The 15,107-nt window shown below is 70.4% G+C and carries 8 protein-coding genes; 3 read left to right on the top strand and 5 right to left on the bottom strand.

From position 1 onward, the window contains the following. Positions 1-105: 105 nt before the first annotated feature. Positions 106-1,995: a phosphoenolpyruvate carboxykinase (GTP) gene (locus WME85_RS26225; RefSeq protein WP_437842360.1), complete on the top strand. Its 1,890-nt coding sequence runs from the start codon at positions 106-108 to the stop codon at positions 1,993-1,995. A 126-nt stretch (positions 1,996-2,121) separates the two neighbouring features. Here the strand turns inward: WME85_RS26225 and WME85_RS26220 are convergent, their stop codons facing one another. Together WME85_RS26220 and WME85_RS26215 are read right to left on the bottom strand one after the other, a co-directional pair. Beyond that, positions 2,122-2,523 carry a response regulator gene (locus tag WME85_RS26220; protein ID WP_437842115.1) on the bottom strand — a complete coding sequence of 134 codons (402 nt, stop codon included), beginning with the start codon at positions 2,521-2,523 and terminating at the stop codon, positions 2,122-2,124. A 33-nt stretch (positions 2,524-2,556) separates the two neighbouring features. Further along, positions 2,557-3,930: an MEDS domain-containing protein gene (locus WME85_RS26215; protein WP_437842113.1), complete on the bottom strand. Its 1,374-nt coding sequence runs from the start codon at positions 3,928-3,930 to the stop codon at positions 2,557-2,559. Between the two features lie 652 nt (positions 3,931-4,582). On the opposite strand from WME85_RS26215, the gene WME85_RS26210 reads away from it, so the two are divergent. Next, a complete protein-coding gene (locus WME85_RS26210) occupies positions 4,583-10,294 on the top strand; it encodes an AAA family ATPase (RefSeq protein ID WP_437842112.1) in 5,712 nt (1,903 codons plus the stop codon). A gap of 28 nt (positions 10,295-10,322) precedes the next feature. Here the strand turns inward: WME85_RS26210 and WME85_RS26205 are convergent, their stop codons facing one another. The 3 genes from WME85_RS26205 to WME85_RS26195 form a co-directional block, all read right to left on the bottom strand. Continuing rightward, positions 10,323-11,321: a cation diffusion facilitator family transporter gene (locus tag WME85_RS26205; protein WP_437842110.1), complete on the bottom strand. Its 999-nt coding sequence runs from the start codon at positions 11,319-11,321 to the stop codon at positions 10,323-10,325. A gap of 57 nt (positions 11,322-11,378) precedes the next feature. Then, a complete protein-coding gene (locus tag WME85_RS26200) occupies positions 11,379-11,987 on the bottom strand; it encodes a GNAT family N-acetyltransferase (protein WP_437842108.1) in 609 nt (202 codons plus the stop codon). 144 nt (positions 11,988-12,131) lie between these two features. Beyond that, a complete protein-coding gene (locus WME85_RS26195) occupies positions 12,132-13,382 on the bottom strand; it encodes a zinc-dependent alcohol dehydrogenase (protein WP_437842106.1) in 1,251 nt (416 codons plus the stop codon). 337 nt (positions 13,383-13,719) lie between these two features. On the opposite strand from WME85_RS26195, the gene WME85_RS26190 reads away from it, so the two are divergent. Then, positions 13,720-15,039, top strand: coding sequence for a cytochrome P450 (locus tag WME85_RS26190; RefSeq protein ID WP_437842104.1), 1,320 nt, complete (start codon positions 13,720-13,722; stop codon positions 15,037-15,039). Positions 15,040-15,107: the final 68 nt, after the last annotated feature.

The raw sequence follows: 15,107 nt of genomic DNA, 5'->3' as shown, positions 1-15,107 counted from the left end.
CAATGCGCACTTGCCCCAGAGAGCGAGGAGGGTACGCCAGTGTCCGTAGCAGCGAGCCATATCAGCCAGAACTCGGTCCATTCGGAGCCGCCTCCGCCGGTCTCGATCCCCGGTCTCCGGTCGACGATCGCCAACGAGAAGCTCAGGCAGTGGATCGCGGAGGTCGTCGCGCTGTGCCAGCCGGACAACGTGCACGTGTGCGACGGCTCGAAGGAGGAGTACGACGCGCTCTGCGAGCAGATGGTCAAGGCGGGCACGCTGATCCGCCTGAACCCGGAGAAGCGCCCGGACAGCTACCTCGCGCGCTCCGACCCGAGCGACGTGGCCCGCGTCGAGGACCGCACGTTCATCTGTAGCCGGCGCAAGCAGGACGCCGGCCCCACGAACAACTGGGCCGACCCGCAGGAGATGAAGGCGACGTTGCGCCGGCTCTTCGCCGGGTCGATGCGGGGCCGGACGCTCTACGTCATCCCCTTCAGCATGGGCCCGGTCGGCTCGCCCTACGCGCACATCGGCGTGGAGCTCAGCGACTCGCCCTACGTCGCCGCGAGCATGCGCATCATGACGCGCATGGGGAGCAAGGTGCTCGAGGTGCTCGGGGACGGCGACTTCGTCCCGTGCCTGCACTCGGTCGGCATGCCCCTCGCGCCCGGGCAGAGCGACGTGCCGTGGCCGTGCAACGCGGAGCATAAGTACATCGTCCACTTCCCGGGAGAGCGGGCGATCTGGTCGTTCGGGAGCGGCTATGGCGGCAACGCGCTGCTCGGCAAGAAGTGCTTCGCGCTGCGCATCGCCTCGGTGCTCGGGCGCGAGCAGGGGTGGCTCGCCGAGCACATGCTGATCCTGGGCGTCGAGTCGCCGAAGGGCGAGAAGACGTACGTCGCCGCGGCGTTCCCGAGCGCGTGCGGCAAGACGAACTTCGCCATGCTCATCCCGCCGAAGGCCTTCGCGGGCTGGAAGGTCACGACGGTGGGCGACGACATCGCCTGGATGAAGCCCGGGCGCGACGGGCAGCTCTACGCGATCAACCCGGAGGCGGGCTATTTCGGCGTGGCCCCCGGGACGTCGGACAAGTCGAACGCGAACGCGATGGCGGCCATCCGGAAGGGGACGATCTTCACGAACGTGGGGCTCACGCCGGACGGCGACGTCTGGTGGGAGGGGATGACCGACGACCCGCCGCCGGAGCTCATCGACTGGCAGGGCAAGCCGTGGACTCCGGACTGCGGGCGCAAGGCGGCCCACCCGAACGCGCGCTTCACGGCGCCTGCGTCGCAGTGCCCGTCGCTCGATCCGCGCTGGGACGACCCGAACGGGGTGCCGATCAGCGCCATCGTCTTTGGCGGGCGGAGGGCGACGACGGTGCCGCTCGTGGTCCAGTCCTTCAACTGGAGCTTCGGCGTCTACACGGCGGCGACGATCGGCTCGGAGATGACGGCGGCCGCCGCCGGCACCATCGGCCAGGTCCGCCGCGACCCGATGGCGATGCTGCCCTTCTGCGGCTACCACATGGGCGATTACTTCAACCACTGGCTGCAGATGGGGCGCCAGATCGTCAATCCGCCCCGCATCTTCTCGGTGAACTGGTTCCGCAAGGACGACCAGGGCAACTTCCTCTGGCCGGGCTTCGGCGAGAACATGCGGGTGCTGAAGTGGATCGTCGATCGCGTGCACGGCCGCGGCTTCGCCGAGGAGAGCCCGCTCGGCTGGATGCCGCGCTACGAGGACATCGAGTGGCGCGGGATGGATCGCTTCTCGAAGGAGAAGTTCTATCAGCTCATGGCCGTCGATCGGGAGGCGTGGAAGGTCGAGTTCGGCTCGCACGGGGAGCTCTTCGAGCGGCTGTATGACCGGCTGCCCAAGGAGTTCTTGCTGATGCGCGAGCTGCTCCTGTCGCAGCTGTGGCGCTCGCCGGAGCGGTGGGAGCTCGCGCCCGAGCGCTACCTCGACGAGCACGACGACGAGCACGACAACGACAGCGAGCCGATCGCCTAGACATCGCGCCAGGCGAGCCCCCCGCGCCGGCGCCGGTGAGGGGTGAAGCAAAACTGCCCCTCCTCACTTCTCGGCGAGCCGAGCGCGCCGCCGGGCTGAGCGGCGCTGCCAGCGGGCGCGGCCGGATCAGCAATGATCCTCCAGCAACGCGAGCAGCGCGTCGACGTCGATCGGCTTGCTCAGAAGGGCGATCGGGCCCATCTCGCCGATCCGAGCGCTCTTCGCTCCTGCCGTCATGACGACGACCGGGATCACCGAGAGCACGGGATCCCGGCGTTGTTCCATGCGGAACGCGTAGCCGTCCATGACGGGCATCATCATGTCGAGCAAGATGATGCTGGGCGCCTCGTGCTGGGCGAGGTACGCGAGCGCCGCGCCCCCGTGGGGGGCAGTCACCACGCGATACCCCTCGTCCGAGAGCAGCGTCGTGAGGGCATCGACCACCCCTGGATCGTCATCGACGATGAGGACCGTGCCGGGACGAGGCCTTCCCGGCGCTCCGCCGGCGTCCTGCTGCTCGTCGCTCACGCGATCCCCCTCGACGGCGGGCGGTCGCGCGGGTCAGCGCGACGGCGCCGGAGCGCGCGGCAGCGCCACACGAAACGTCGAGCCTTCCCCGGGCGCGCTCTCGAGGTCGAGCGTGCCGCGGAGCGCTACCACGATTTTACGCACCAGCCAGAGCCCGAGGCCGAACCCGCCGCGGTGGCGCGCGGTCGGTGAGAGCTGGACGAATTGCTCGAAGATCCGGCCCTGATCCGCGGGCGCGATGCCGGGCCCATGATCGCGGACCGAGAGTACGGCCTGCCCGTCCCGTTCGGCCACGCTGACCTCGATCGGCGCCCCGGGCGCGTGCTTGACAGCATTGGCGAGGAGGTTCACGAGCACCTGTTCGACCCGCATCCGGTCCCAGGTGCCGACGATCGGCGCGTCCGCGCGCAGCGACAGCGTGCAGCCTGCCTGGCGCAAGCTCTCGGTGAACCGCTGCGCGGTCGCCCGCGCGAGCTCAGAGAGGTCCATTTCCTCGCAGGAGAACGCGAGCTGGCCGGACGAGGCGCGGGAGAAGTCGAGCAGGTAGTCCACGAGCCTCTCCAGCCTGTCGCACTCCGTCTTGGCCTTCGCCAGCCGCTCGACGAGCTGCCCGGCGGCCGAGGATCCTCTCGCGCTGGCCCGCAGCAGGCTCTCGACGTAGAGCTTGAGCGAGGTGAGCGGCGTCTTCAGCTCGTGGGACGCGATCGAGATGAAGTCTTCGCGGATCCGCAGCGCCTCCTCGAGCTCCGCCGTGCGCTGGCGGACGCGCTCCTCGAGCTCCTCGTTGAGCCTGCGGAGCTCCTGTTTGGCGGCCCTGAGCGACGAGCTCTCGATGAGCTCCCACTTCCGGTCGCGCCGGATGATCGCGAACTGATGGCTCCGCACGGCGTCGAGGACGCTCTCGGGGCGGCACTGGCCGAGGCAGTAGGCGCAGAGGCCGACGATCCGGCGCCCCTCGAACGCCCCGTTCAGCCTCGCCTCGTAACTGGCGAAGCTCTTCCAGTCGCACACCTCGACGAAGGACGTGTTCCCGCTCGCCCGCAGCCCCGAATAGCCGCGCTGGAGCGCGAGATCTTGCCGCTCGATCCACATCCGGTGAAGGGTCTCTGTGGTGAGCCCGCCCGTCTTCAGGTACCAGTCGCGATAATCGATGATCTCGAGCTGCCCGCTTCGCTCGAGCGCGTCGACGTCGAGCATGGCCGCCCTGAGCAGGTCGCGCGCCTGCGCCGCGTGGAGCGGCGCTGCCGTGACCCACGTGCACTGCGCATTTCCGCGGATCCCCGCGAGGAAATACGGGACGAGCGTGTCGGCGAGATCCTGCCGCGACGCGTAGAACTGGCAGATGTGCGAACCCCATGGGAGAAAGCCGACTCCCGGGATGCCGCTGTCGACGTTCGCTGATTCCATGAGCCCGTTGGCACCCCCACGCGGCGCGCTATGGCGCCGGCACGGGGCGCGCGCAAGCCTAGCGACGGGCAATTCCGTTTCCGGTCGAGGCGGCTTGATCGGGGCACCCAGACGCCGCGCTGGCGCCTTGTCGTGCGGCACGTGGCCGAGGAGCTCTCCGCGCGCGCGCACGACGCCGAGCGCCGCCTCGATGGCGGCGACGCGCTCCCTTGCGGCGGTACGAACCTGCCAGCGCCGGTCCGCTCAGCCGGGCCACGTCCTGGACTGATCGAGCAGGCGCACGCTGGCGATGCCTCGACCTCCGCGGCCGCGCCGCAGCGCCGGGTGGGCGCGGACGGGCTCGCACATGAGCCAGGGATCCTTGCTCGTCGGCGCCTGAGGGGTTCACCGCAGCGCTGTCGGGCCCCTGCCGTGGTATCTATCGATAGAGGGGGCCTCGGATGGCGCGACCGCGGGGGACCGTGACAGGGAATGCGGTGCCCGGTCTGCGCCGTGCGCTCACGCCGGCCGTGCGGCTGCGTCGTCTCGGCGAGGCGCGCGGACTCGACGAGGCGCGCGGACTCGACCGTTCCGGCGTCGACAGCTCTCATGTCCCACGGAGCCGCTGGGCGCCGGCGCTCCACCGCGTGTCCTCCCCAGGGAGATGCTCCCCATGGAGGTGAGCCTGGACTTCCCCTACGCGATCACCGAGACTCTCCACGAGGGCCAGAAGACCAGCCTGCTGCGCGCGATCCGGAGCGCCGATAGCTGCCCGGTGATCTTGAAGGTCCTCGACCCGAGGCGCAGCCGCCCGAAGGACGTCGAGCGCCTGAAGCACGAGTATGCGATCGGCAAGGCGCTGAGCCACGAGGCCATCGTGGCGCCGCTCGCCCTCGAGACGTACGACGGGCTGCCGGCGCTCGTCCTGGAGGATTTCGGCGGCGAGTCGCTCGACCACTTCATGGACGCGCCCATGAACATCGAGCGTTTCCTCGACCTCGCAGTTCGTATCGTGACCGACGTGGCGGAGCTCCACCAGCGGGACATCATCCACAAGGATCTCAAGCCCCAGAACATCCTCGTCAACGCAGCTACCGGGCAGGTCAAGCTCGCCGACTTCGGCCTCGCGTCCCGCCTCTCCCGCGAGCAGTCGCCGGCAGGGCCTCCCCGGCTCATCGAGGGCTCCTTGCCGTACCTGGCTCCGGAGCAGACGGGGCGGATGAACCGAGCGATCGACAGCCGCACCGATCTCTATGCGCTCGGGGTCACGTTCTACGAGATGCTCGCCGGGCGGCTGCCGTTCGAGGCGCGGGACCCGCTCGAGTGGGTGCACTGCCACATGGCCCGCGTCCCGCCGCCGCCCTCCGCGCTCGTCCCGGAGCTGCCCGAGGTCGTCTCGGCGCTCGTCCTGAAGCTCCTGGCGAAGATGGCGGAGGATCGGTACCAGACCGCGCGCGGCCTCAAGCACGACCTCGAGCGGTGCCTTTCGGCGTGGCGAGCCACCGGCCGGATCGAGCCGTTCCCCTTGGCCGAGCACGACGTCTCCGATCGCTTCGAGATCCCTCAGAAGCTCTATGGCCGTGAAGAGGAGGAGATCGCGCTGCTGCGCGCGTTCCAGCGCGTGATGGGCACGGGAGTCCCGGAGCTCGTCCTGGTCTCCGGCTATTCGGGCATCGGCAAGTCGGCGCTGGTCCACGAGCTGTACAAGCCGATCGTCCAGGAGCGAGCGTTCTTTCTTTCGGGGAAGTTCGATCGATACAAGCGCGACATCCCTTACTTCACGCTCGTCCAGGCCTTCAGGGAGCTCGTGCTGGAGATCCTCGCCGAGGACGAGGACCGGATCGCGGCCTTCCGGCAGCGGCTGCTCGGCGCCCTCGGGACCAACGGACAGCTCATCGTGGAGGTCATCCCTCATCTCGAGCTCGTCATCGGCCGGCAACCGCCGGTTCCTGAGCTCCCGCCGACGGAGGCGCAGAACCGGTTCCGCATCGTATTCCAGCACTTCATCGGGGTGTTCGCCCGGAAGGAGCACCCCCTCGCGCTCTTCCTCGACGATCTCCAGTGGACCGATTCTGCGAGCCTCGGGCTCCTTCATGATCTGGTGACGCACCCCGAAACGCGGTATCTCCTCGTCATTGGCGCGTACCGCGACAACGAGGTGACCTCCTCGCATCCGCTCCTGCGGGCGCTCGATCAGGCGCGGAAGGGTGGGGCGCGCGTCACGGACATCCTGCTCGGCTCGTTGTCCCGGGATCACCTCGCCGCGCTCGTCAGCGACGCGCTGCGCTGCCGCCGCGAGGACGCCGCGCCGCTCTCGAACCTCGTTTATGAGAAGACGGCCGGCAACCCGTTCTTCGCGATCCAGTTCCTCTCCGCGCTGCACGAAGAGCGGCTGATCGAGTTCGACGCGCGCGCCGAGGCCTTCCGGTGGGATGTGGCGAAGATCCGCGAGAAGGGGTTCACCGACAACGTGGTCGACCTGATGCTCGGCAAGCTCGCGCGGCTCGTTCGGCGCACTCAGGGAGCGCTGACGCAGCTCGCCTGTCTGGGAGGCACCGTGGAGGTCACCCTCCTGACGATCGTCCACGGCGGCTCGGAGGAGGACGTGCACGCGGATCTCTGGGACGCAGTTCATGAGGGGCTCGTCTTTCGCTTGAACGGCGCGTACAAGTTCCTCCACGACCGCGTCCAGGAGGCGGCCTATTCGCTCATCCCCGAAGGCGAGCGGGCGGCAGTCCATCTCGGGATCGGCCGGCTGCTCGCGTCGCATACGCCGCCCGAAGCGCTCGAGGAGAAGATCTTCGAGATCGTGAACCAGCTGAACCGCGGCGCCCGGCTCATCACGTCGCGGGGCGAGCGAGAGCGGGTCGCGGAGCTCAACCTCATCGCGGGCAAGCGCGCCAAGGGGTCGACCGCGTACGCCTCGGCGCTGGCGTACCTCGCCGCGGGCGCGGCGCTCCTCACCGAGGAGAGCTGGTCGCTTCGTTCCGAGCTCACCTTCGCGCTCGAGCTCCACCGCGCCGAGTGCGAGTACCTGACCGGCGAGCTGTCGACAGCGGAGGAGCGGCTGGCCGTGCTCTCGCGCCATGCCCGGAACGTCGTCGACTTCGCCGCCGTCACGTGCGTGCGCATGGCCCTTTACATGACCCTGGACCAGAGCGACCGCAGCGTGGAGGCGTGCCTCGAGTACCTCCGGCGCGTCGGCGTCGCATGGTCGCCGCACCCGACGGACGCCGAGGTCCGGCAGGAATACGAGCGGATGTGGCGAACGCTCGGGGACCGCCCGATCGAGGAGCTCCTCGACTTGCCCCCGATGACCGACCCGGACTGCCGCGCGACCATCGACGTCCTCTCGTCGTGCGATGTGCCGGCCTTGTTCTCCGACAAGAACCTGCTGAGCCTCCTGGTCGCTCGCATCGTGAACCTCAGCCTCGAGCACGGAAACAGCGACGCATCATGCCTCGCCTACGTCCGGCTCGGCTCGCTCCTCGGATCGCACTTCGGCGATTACCAGGCGGGGTTTCGCTTCGGCAAGCTCGGCCTCGATCTGATGGAGAAGCGCGCGACGCTCCGCTTCAAGGCCCGCGTCTATTTTGTCTTCTGGTACACCATCAATCCCTGGACGAGGCACGCGCGCACCAGCTTCGATCCGTTACGACGCGGCTTTCACGCGGCGCAGGAGATCGGCGATCTCACGTATTCGTCCTATCTGTCCGCCGTCCTGGTGACGCTCCTCCTCACGAAGGGAGATCCGCTCGACGAGGTGCAACGAGAGGCCGAGGGGGCCCTCGAGTTCACGCGGAAGGCGAAGTTCGGCCTCGTCGTCGACCTCGTCACCGGGCAGCTCAGGTTCATCCGGACGCTCCGGGGGCTCTTGCCCGATTTCGGCTCCTTCAACGATGACTGCTTCGACGAGCGCCGGTTCGAGCGGCGCCTAGAGGGCGATCCGCGCCTCTCGATCGCCGCGGGCTGGTACTGGCTCCACAAGCTGCAAGCGCGCTGCTACGCGGGGGATTACGCCTCTGCCCTCGAGGCCGGGGCGAAGGCGCAGCGGCTCCTCCGGACGTCGCCGGTGTTCCTCGCGCTCACCGAATACCATTTCTATGGTGCGCTCGCGCTGGCGGCGCGCCACGACGCGGCACCTGCATCCGCCGACGAGCGGTCGCAGCACCTCACGGCGCTCGTCACCCATCACCAGCAGCTCGAGGTCTGGGCCTCGAGCTGCCCGGAGAACTTCCGCAATCGCGCGGCGCTGGTCGGCGCCGAGATTGCGCGCATCGGCGGCGAATGGGACAAAGCACAGCATCTGTACGAGCAGGCCATCCGCTCCGCGCGCGAAAGCGGCTTTGTCCACAACGAGGCGCTCGCCTACGAGACCGCGTCGAAGTTCTACCGGACGCGAGGCTTCGACCTGATCGCCGACACGTACCTCTGCGAGGCCCGCGCCTGTTACGACCGCTGGGGGGCGGACGGCAAGGTCAAGCAGATCGACCAGCAGCACCCGCACCTCTGGGACAAGACGCCGCTCGCTCCAGCCGCTTCCATCGCGGTGCGGTCCGAGCAGCTCGACCTGCTCTCGGTGACCAAGGCATCGCAGACCCTGTCGAGCGAGCTCGTCCTCGACAAGCTGTTGCGTACGCTGCTCGCAGTCGTCCTCGAGCAGGGCGGCGCGCAGAGGGTTTGCCTCCTCCTGTACCAGGACGAGCGCCTCTCCATCGAGGCGGAGGCCACCCTCGAAGAGAGAGGGGCGGCGACGACGATCCTCTCGCCTTCGACGGATTCGACGGAGGATTGCTCGCGGTGCGTCCCCGTGTCGCTCGTCCGCTACGTGCAGCGGACGAAGGAGCGCGTCATCCTGAGCGACGCCGCCGCGGACGCGGGCAAGTTCTCCGGCGACGGCTACTTCGCGCGGTACAGGCCCAAGTCGCTGCTCTGCGTGCCCATCCTGAGGCAGGGCGAGGTGGTGGGCCTGCTCTACCTCGAGAACAACCTCGTCGAGGGCGCGTTCACGCCGGAGCGGCTGACCGCCCTCTCGCTGCTCGCCACACAAGCAGCGATCTCCCTGGAGAACGCGCGGCTGCTCGTGAACGAGCAGACCGCGCGGACCGCGGCCGAGGCGGCGGGGCGGCGCGCGGCCTTCCTGGCCGAGGCCGGGGACATCCTCTCCAGGTCGCTCGATTATGGCGAGACGCTGTCGCGTATCGCGCAGCTCTCGGTACGGTCGCTTTGCAGCTGGTGCGTCATCGATGTCGTGGAAGGTGGAGAGATCCAGCGACTTTCCTGGGCGCACCGAGATCCCACGCGGGAGTCGTCGATCCAGGAGCTGGAGCGGCGGTATCCCCCTGGCCGGGACTCGCCCCACCCCGCGGCCAGGGTCCTGCGCAGCCGCGAGCCGCTCCTGCTCCCCGAGATCTCGGAGGCCCTGCTCCGGGAATATTGCGAGGACGACGGGCACGTGAGGCTCCTCCGCGAGCTCGGGACCCATAGTGCCATCATCGTGCCGCTCGTGGCGCGGGGACAACCGATCGGGACGCTGACCGTCGTCTCGTCCGTGCCGGAGCGCCGCTATGGGGATGCCGATCTCGAGCTGGTGCAGGAGGTAGCGCGCCGGGCGGCGATCTCGATCGACAATGCGCGGCTCTACCGCGCTGCCCAGGAGGCCATCCGCGCGCGGGACGAGTTCCTCACCGTGGCGACGCACGAGCTCAACACGCCGATGACGTCACTGACGCTCTCGCTCGAGGCCATCGCGCGGGTGCTCCAACCGGGCCGAGCGTGGGAGCCGCAGGCCATCGCCAGGCAGGTCGACCGCGCGCTGCGGCAGGCGGCGCGCCTGACCCGCCTGAACAACGAGCTCCTCGACGTCTCGCGGATCCACGCGCACCGGCTCTCGCTCGAGGTCGCGGAGGTCGACCTCGGGGCGGTCGTCCGTGACGTGATCGCGCGGCTCAGCCTGGATCTGGAGCGCGCCGGGTGCTCGGTCTCCCTGTGGGACTCCGGCCGGATCGTGGGCTTCTGGGATCGCGCGCGCATCGACCAGATCGTCACGAACCTCCTCGCCAACGCGATGAAGTTCGGCGCGGGCAAGCCCGTCGAGATCTTCGTCAGCGAGGAGGCCGGGACGGCGCGGCTTGCGGTCAAGGATCACGGGATCGGGATCGACCCGGCGCGGCAGGAGCAGATCTTCGAGCGATTCGGGCGCGCCGTGTCCGAATGGCACTACGGCGGGCTGGGGCTCGGCCTCTACATCAGCCGCAGGATCGTGGACGCGCACGGCGGCTCGATCCGCGTCCGGAGCGCGCTCGGCGCCGGCGCCACGTTCCTCGTCGAGCTGCCGTGCGCCGGGCCGCCGCGCCTCGGCGAGTCGAGCGCGCCGCCCGCGTGAGCGGCCGCGCGCGGCGCGGGCGCCCCCTTCACGCCGCCTCGTCGCGCCCGGGGTCGATGTGCACGAGCACCTCGGCGTCGGGCTCGACGGCGAGGATCGCGTCGCGCGCGCGGTCGCTCGTCGCGTGCGCGCGGGCGAGCGGGAGGTCGCCCGGGAGCTCGATGTGCACGTCGACGAACAGCGTGCGCCCGGCGAGCCGCGTGCGCAGCGCGTGGTGGCCGAGGATCTCGCCGCGCCCGCGCATGGCGTCGAGCGCGGCCTCGATCGCGCCGACGCGCTCCTCGGGGGCGCTCGTGTCGATGAGGTCGCGCACGCCGAGGCGGAGGAGGGAGCCCGCCGAGGCGAGGACGTAGATGGCGACCGCGATCGACAGGATGCCGTCGACCCGGGCGAGGCCGGTCGCGTAGGTGAGGGCGACGCCGGCGAAGATCGCGAGGTTCGCGGCGATGTCGGTGCGGTAGTGGACGGCGTCGGCCTGGATGGCGCTCGACCCGGTGCGCGCGGCGACGCGGCCGAGGTAGGCCACGAGCGTCGCGGTGATCAGCGCGGACGCGGCCATCGCGCCGAGCGTGACGGCGGCGAGGCGGAGCGGCTCGGGCGAGAGCAGCCTCCGGACGCCCTCGACGAGCAGGTAGACGCCCGAGCCGCCGATCAGCAGGCCCTGACCGGCGGTCGCGAGCGTCTCGATCTTCGCGTGGCCGAACGGGTGCGAGCGGTCGGGCGCGGCGTGGGCGAGCTGGATGGCGAGCGCGTTCGCCGAGGAGGCGAAGAGGTCCGTGAGCGAGTCGACGGCGCTCGCGGTGACGGCCATGGAGTGGCCGAGCTGGCCGGCGACGAGCTTGCCCAGGGCGAGGCCAGCGGCGGTCAGCGCGGCGATGCGCCCGGCGCGCAGCGCGGCGCGGGCGCGGTCTTCCGGGGCGGGGCGGGTTTCGGGGCCACGGCGGCCGGCGTGGGGATCCAGGCTGGCGCCTGGATCGGGGAGGGCGCCAGGGTCGGCGTCGCGGGCGGCGGGGAGCGATCCGCTCATCGCGGGAGGCTAACCGCGGCGCCCGCGCGCGTCATGCCCGCCGCGGCGGGACGCGCCTCACCGGCGGGGGGCGGGCGCCTCGTCGGCCGGCGCCAGCGACAGGCCCATGACCAGGTCGTCCACGAACGCGCCGTCGTCGCCGCGCACGAAGCCGCGGCGCGTGCCCTCGTGCGCGAACCCGACCGATCGGTAGAGCGCGATCGCCCGGGCGTTGTCGGCCCGCACGTAGAGCTCCACCCGGAGCACCCGCCCTCCGTCCGCGTCGCGGTGCGCGCGCGCCCACTCGAGCAGCCGCGAGAGCAGCGCCCGGCCCACCCCGAGCCCCTGCGCCTCGGGGTGAACGCCGAGCCCGAGGATGCCCACGTGGCGCACCATCCGGAGCTTGAGCCGGAGGAGCGTCGCCTCGCCGACGAGGCCGCCCCCTTCCAGCTCGGCGGCCAGGCACATCGCCGAGCCGTCCGTCGCCGTGAGCCCCGCGCGATCCCGCTGCTCGGCGTAGGCGGCCGCGTCCGCGGGCAGCTCGTCCTCGTGCTTCACGATGCCCTTCCGCGCGCGGACGATCGCCCGCTCGAGGTCGAGCTGGGCGGCGGCGTCCTCGCGCGAGATCTGCCGGATGGTGCAGTGACGGCCGCCCCGGAGCGGGGCTCGACGCGGTTCGAGGTGCATGGTGGGCTCCGAGGCTAGCGGCCGCTGCGCGCCCGGTTCGAGCGGGAAATCCCGGGTTCGAGCGGGAACGGCCCCCGCCTCGCGATGACGCCGACGGACGAGCCCGGCCCGCGGCGCTGGACGCGCGCCACGGCGCGCAGCGGGCTACGCGACGGCGCGGTTCAGCTGCGCAGGTGTCCCCGCCGCCGACGGGCGGAGCTCGACCTTGACCCACCCGGCCTCTCGTCGGTCGAAGGCCTTGTAGGCGTCGATCGCGGACTCGAGGGGTGCCTGCTTGGTGATGATCGTGGTGGGGTCCACCTGGCCGGTCTGCACGAGGTCCACGAGCTTCGGGATGTACTTCCTGTGGTTGCAGTTGCCCATCTGGAGGGTGAGGTTCTTGTTCATGGCCTCTCCGATGGGGAACGTGCGCGACGTCTGCGGGTAGACGCCGATCACCGCGATCGTCCCCGCCTTGGCCACGCACCGGACGGCCCACTGCAGCACCTGGGACGGCCCGTCGCCGGCGCGGAACGTGTCGCCCTTGGTCCGCGCGTCGGGGGAGATCTGCTTGACCTCGAGGTCGAACGCCTTGGCGTCCTGCTTCGCCTGCTTGTGGGCGGGGCCGTCGTGCGGGCGCTCGGCGTCGACGCCCACCGCGTCGATCGCGCGGTCCACGCCGATGCCGCCGGTGAGGCGCATGATCGCCACCAGCGGATCCTCGGCGGAGAAGTCGACCGTCTCGGCGCCCTGCTCGCGCGCCATCGCGAGGCGGTCGGGCACCTGATCGATGGCGATGATGCGCCCCGCGCCCATGAGCTTGGCGCTCGCGATCGTGAACAGGCCGACGGGGCCGCACCCGAAGACGGCGACCGTGTCGCCGGGTTTGATCTCGGCGAGCTCGGCGCCGAAGTACGCGGTGGGGAAGATATCGGAGAGCAGGATGGCCTGATCATCGCTGACGCCGTTCGGCAGCTTGACGAGGCCGACGTTGGCGAAGGGGATGCGCGCGAACTCCGCCTGCAGACCGTCGAAGGGGCCTGACATCTTGGGGCCGCCGAAGAACGCCGTGCCCGCGTGCTTGCCGTTCGGGTTCGCATTGTCGCACTGGGCGTAGTACGCCGCGCGACAGTACGAGCAATAGCCGCACGCGATCGTCGACGGCACGACGACCCTGTCGCCCTTCTTCAGGTTCCGTACGTCGTCGCCGAGCTCCTCGATGACCCCGACCGCCTCGTGGCCGAGCACCGTGCCCGGCTCCATGCCGGGCATCGTCCCGCGGATGAAGTGGAGGTCGGTGCCGCAGATGGCGCTCGCCGTGATCCGGATGATCGCGTCGGTCGATTCCTTGATCTTCGGCTCCTTGATGTCGTCCATCCGGATATCGCCGATGCCGTGAAAGACTACCGCCTTCATGAGTCCTCGCTTTCTCCCTTCGGGGTTGGACCGGTGCGCCAGGCCGCTCGCCGAGGGCGCGGCACGAGGCGTGGCGCACGAACGTCTGGGCGCCTGGACGGCGCTGTCTGTGCTGGTCCCGTGCCAGCGCGGGAGAGGCGCGCGGAGCGCCGCGGACTGAAGAGCGCTCGAGAGGCGAGGCGGTGGAGCGCGGGGGTGGACGCGGCAATGGCGCTCTGCCGAGCCCGGTTGTGTGGGCTGCCCTTCCGAGAGGGGCGTTTGTGGCGAATTGTCCCGGTTGTGGCCAGGTGGCGCTTCTTCGGTGAAGTGTCTGGTCGCTCGCCTGGTAGTCTCGGCCATGCCCAACCTCCCGCCGGGGCCGAGCAGCAAGCTCGGGACGCTGATCCGGTACCTCCGCGATCCCATCGGTTGCATGGTGCCGCTCGCGCAGAGGTACGGCGATCCCTTCTCGTTTCCCGGCGATCCCCCGCTGGTGTGCACCGGCGACCCTGCTGGCATCAAGGCCATCTACACGGCAGAGCCCGACACGTTTGCTCCGCTGTCGGGGGACCTGTCCGTGTTCCTGGGCCAGCGCTCGCTGATCCTGCTCGGCGGCGCCGGGCACCGCCGGCTGCGCAGGCTCACGATGCCGCCGTTCCAAGGGGCGCGCATGCGCGCGTACGGCGAGGCGATGTGCCGCCTGGCCGAGCAGCGCGCGGCGGACTTCCGGCGTGACCAGCAGGTGACCGTCCACGAGGTCGCGCAGCAGATCTCGCTCGACATCATCCTGCAAGCCGCCTTTGGCGTGAGCGAGCCCGCGCGCATGGCAGAGCTGGCCAGGCTGCTCCTGGATCTCATCGACGGGATTTCACCGCTCATCGCGCTGTTCCCGTCGCTGCGGCGCGAGCTCGGCGGGGTCGGTCCCTTCGCCGCGTTCCTGCGGCGGCAGCGCCGCCTGCACGAGCACCTCGACGCGCTGATCACGGCGGCGCGCGGGGCCGGGCCGCGCGACGACATCCTGAGCCTCCTGGTCCATGCCCGCGACGAGGAGGGCCAGCCCATGACCGACGAGGAGCTCCGGGACCAGCTGATCTTGCTGGTGGTCGCCGGGCACGAGACCACGGCCATCTCGATCGCGTGGGCGTTTTACGCGCTGCACCGGCCCGAGAACGCCGCGGCGCTCGAGCGGCTGCGCGCCGAGCTGGCAGCCCTGGGGCGCGAGCCGGAGGTGGAGGCGCTGGACAGGCAGCCGTACCTCGAGGCCGTCTGCCAGGAGACCCTGCGCCGCTACCCGCTCGCGCCGGCGCCTGGCCCGCGCAAGCTGCTGCGCCCGCTCGAGCTGATGGGCTACACCCTGCCGGCCGGCGTCGGCGTGGCGGCGGCGATCGGGGTCGCGCACTTCCGTGAGGACGTCTATCCCGAGCCGCTGCGCTTCCAGCCCGAGCGCTTCCTCGAGCGTGGATTCACGCCGTTCGAGTTCTTGCCTTTCGGCGGCGGAGCGCGGCGCTGCCTCGGCGCGGCCATGGCCTCTTACGAGATGCGGCTGGTGCTCGGCACGATCCTGCGGCGCTACCGGCTGCGCCTCGCGTCGCTGCGACCCGATCCGGGGAAGGTGCGCGCCGCCAACGTCGGGCCGGCGCACGGCGTGCGCATGATCGTCGAGGAGCGGCTGGCCTAGCTTTCCGGGATCGATCAGCGCGCCTCTCGGGTCACGAGCGTCGGTGGATCGTGACATCGACGATCTCC

Source organism: Sorangium sp. So ce1153 (assembly GCF_051521595.1).
Lineage (GTDB): Bacteria > Myxococcota_A > Polyangia > Polyangiales > Polyangiaceae > Sorangium.
Note: the sequence above shows the minus strand (reverse complement) of the source record. Positions and strands in the feature narration are given on the sequence as shown.

Excerpts from the sequence above, each read along its gene's own strand:
- WME85_RS26215 (WP_437842113.1), bottom strand. The coding sequence starts at position 3,930 with ATGGAATCAGCGAACGTCGACAGCGGCATCCCGGGAGTCGGCTTTCTC.
- WME85_RS26210 (WP_437842112.1), top strand. The coding sequence starts at position 4,583 with ATGGAGGTGAGCCTGGACTTCCCCTACGCGATCACCGAGACTCTCCAC.
- WME85_RS26205 (WP_437842110.1), bottom strand. The coding sequence starts at position 11,321 with ATGAGCGGATCGCTCCCCGCCGCCCGCGACGCCGACCCTGGCGCCCTC.
- WME85_RS26200 (WP_437842108.1), bottom strand. The coding sequence starts at position 11,987 with ATGCACCTCGAACCGCGTCGAGCCCCGCTCCGGGGCGGCCGTCACTGC.
- WME85_RS26195 (WP_437842106.1), bottom strand. The coding sequence starts at position 13,382 with ATGAAGGCGGTAGTCTTTCACGGCATCGGCGATATCCGGATGGACGAC.
- WME85_RS26190 (WP_437842104.1), top strand. The coding sequence starts at position 13,720 with ATGCCCAACCTCCCGCCGGGGCCGAGCAGCAAGCTCGGGACGCTGATC.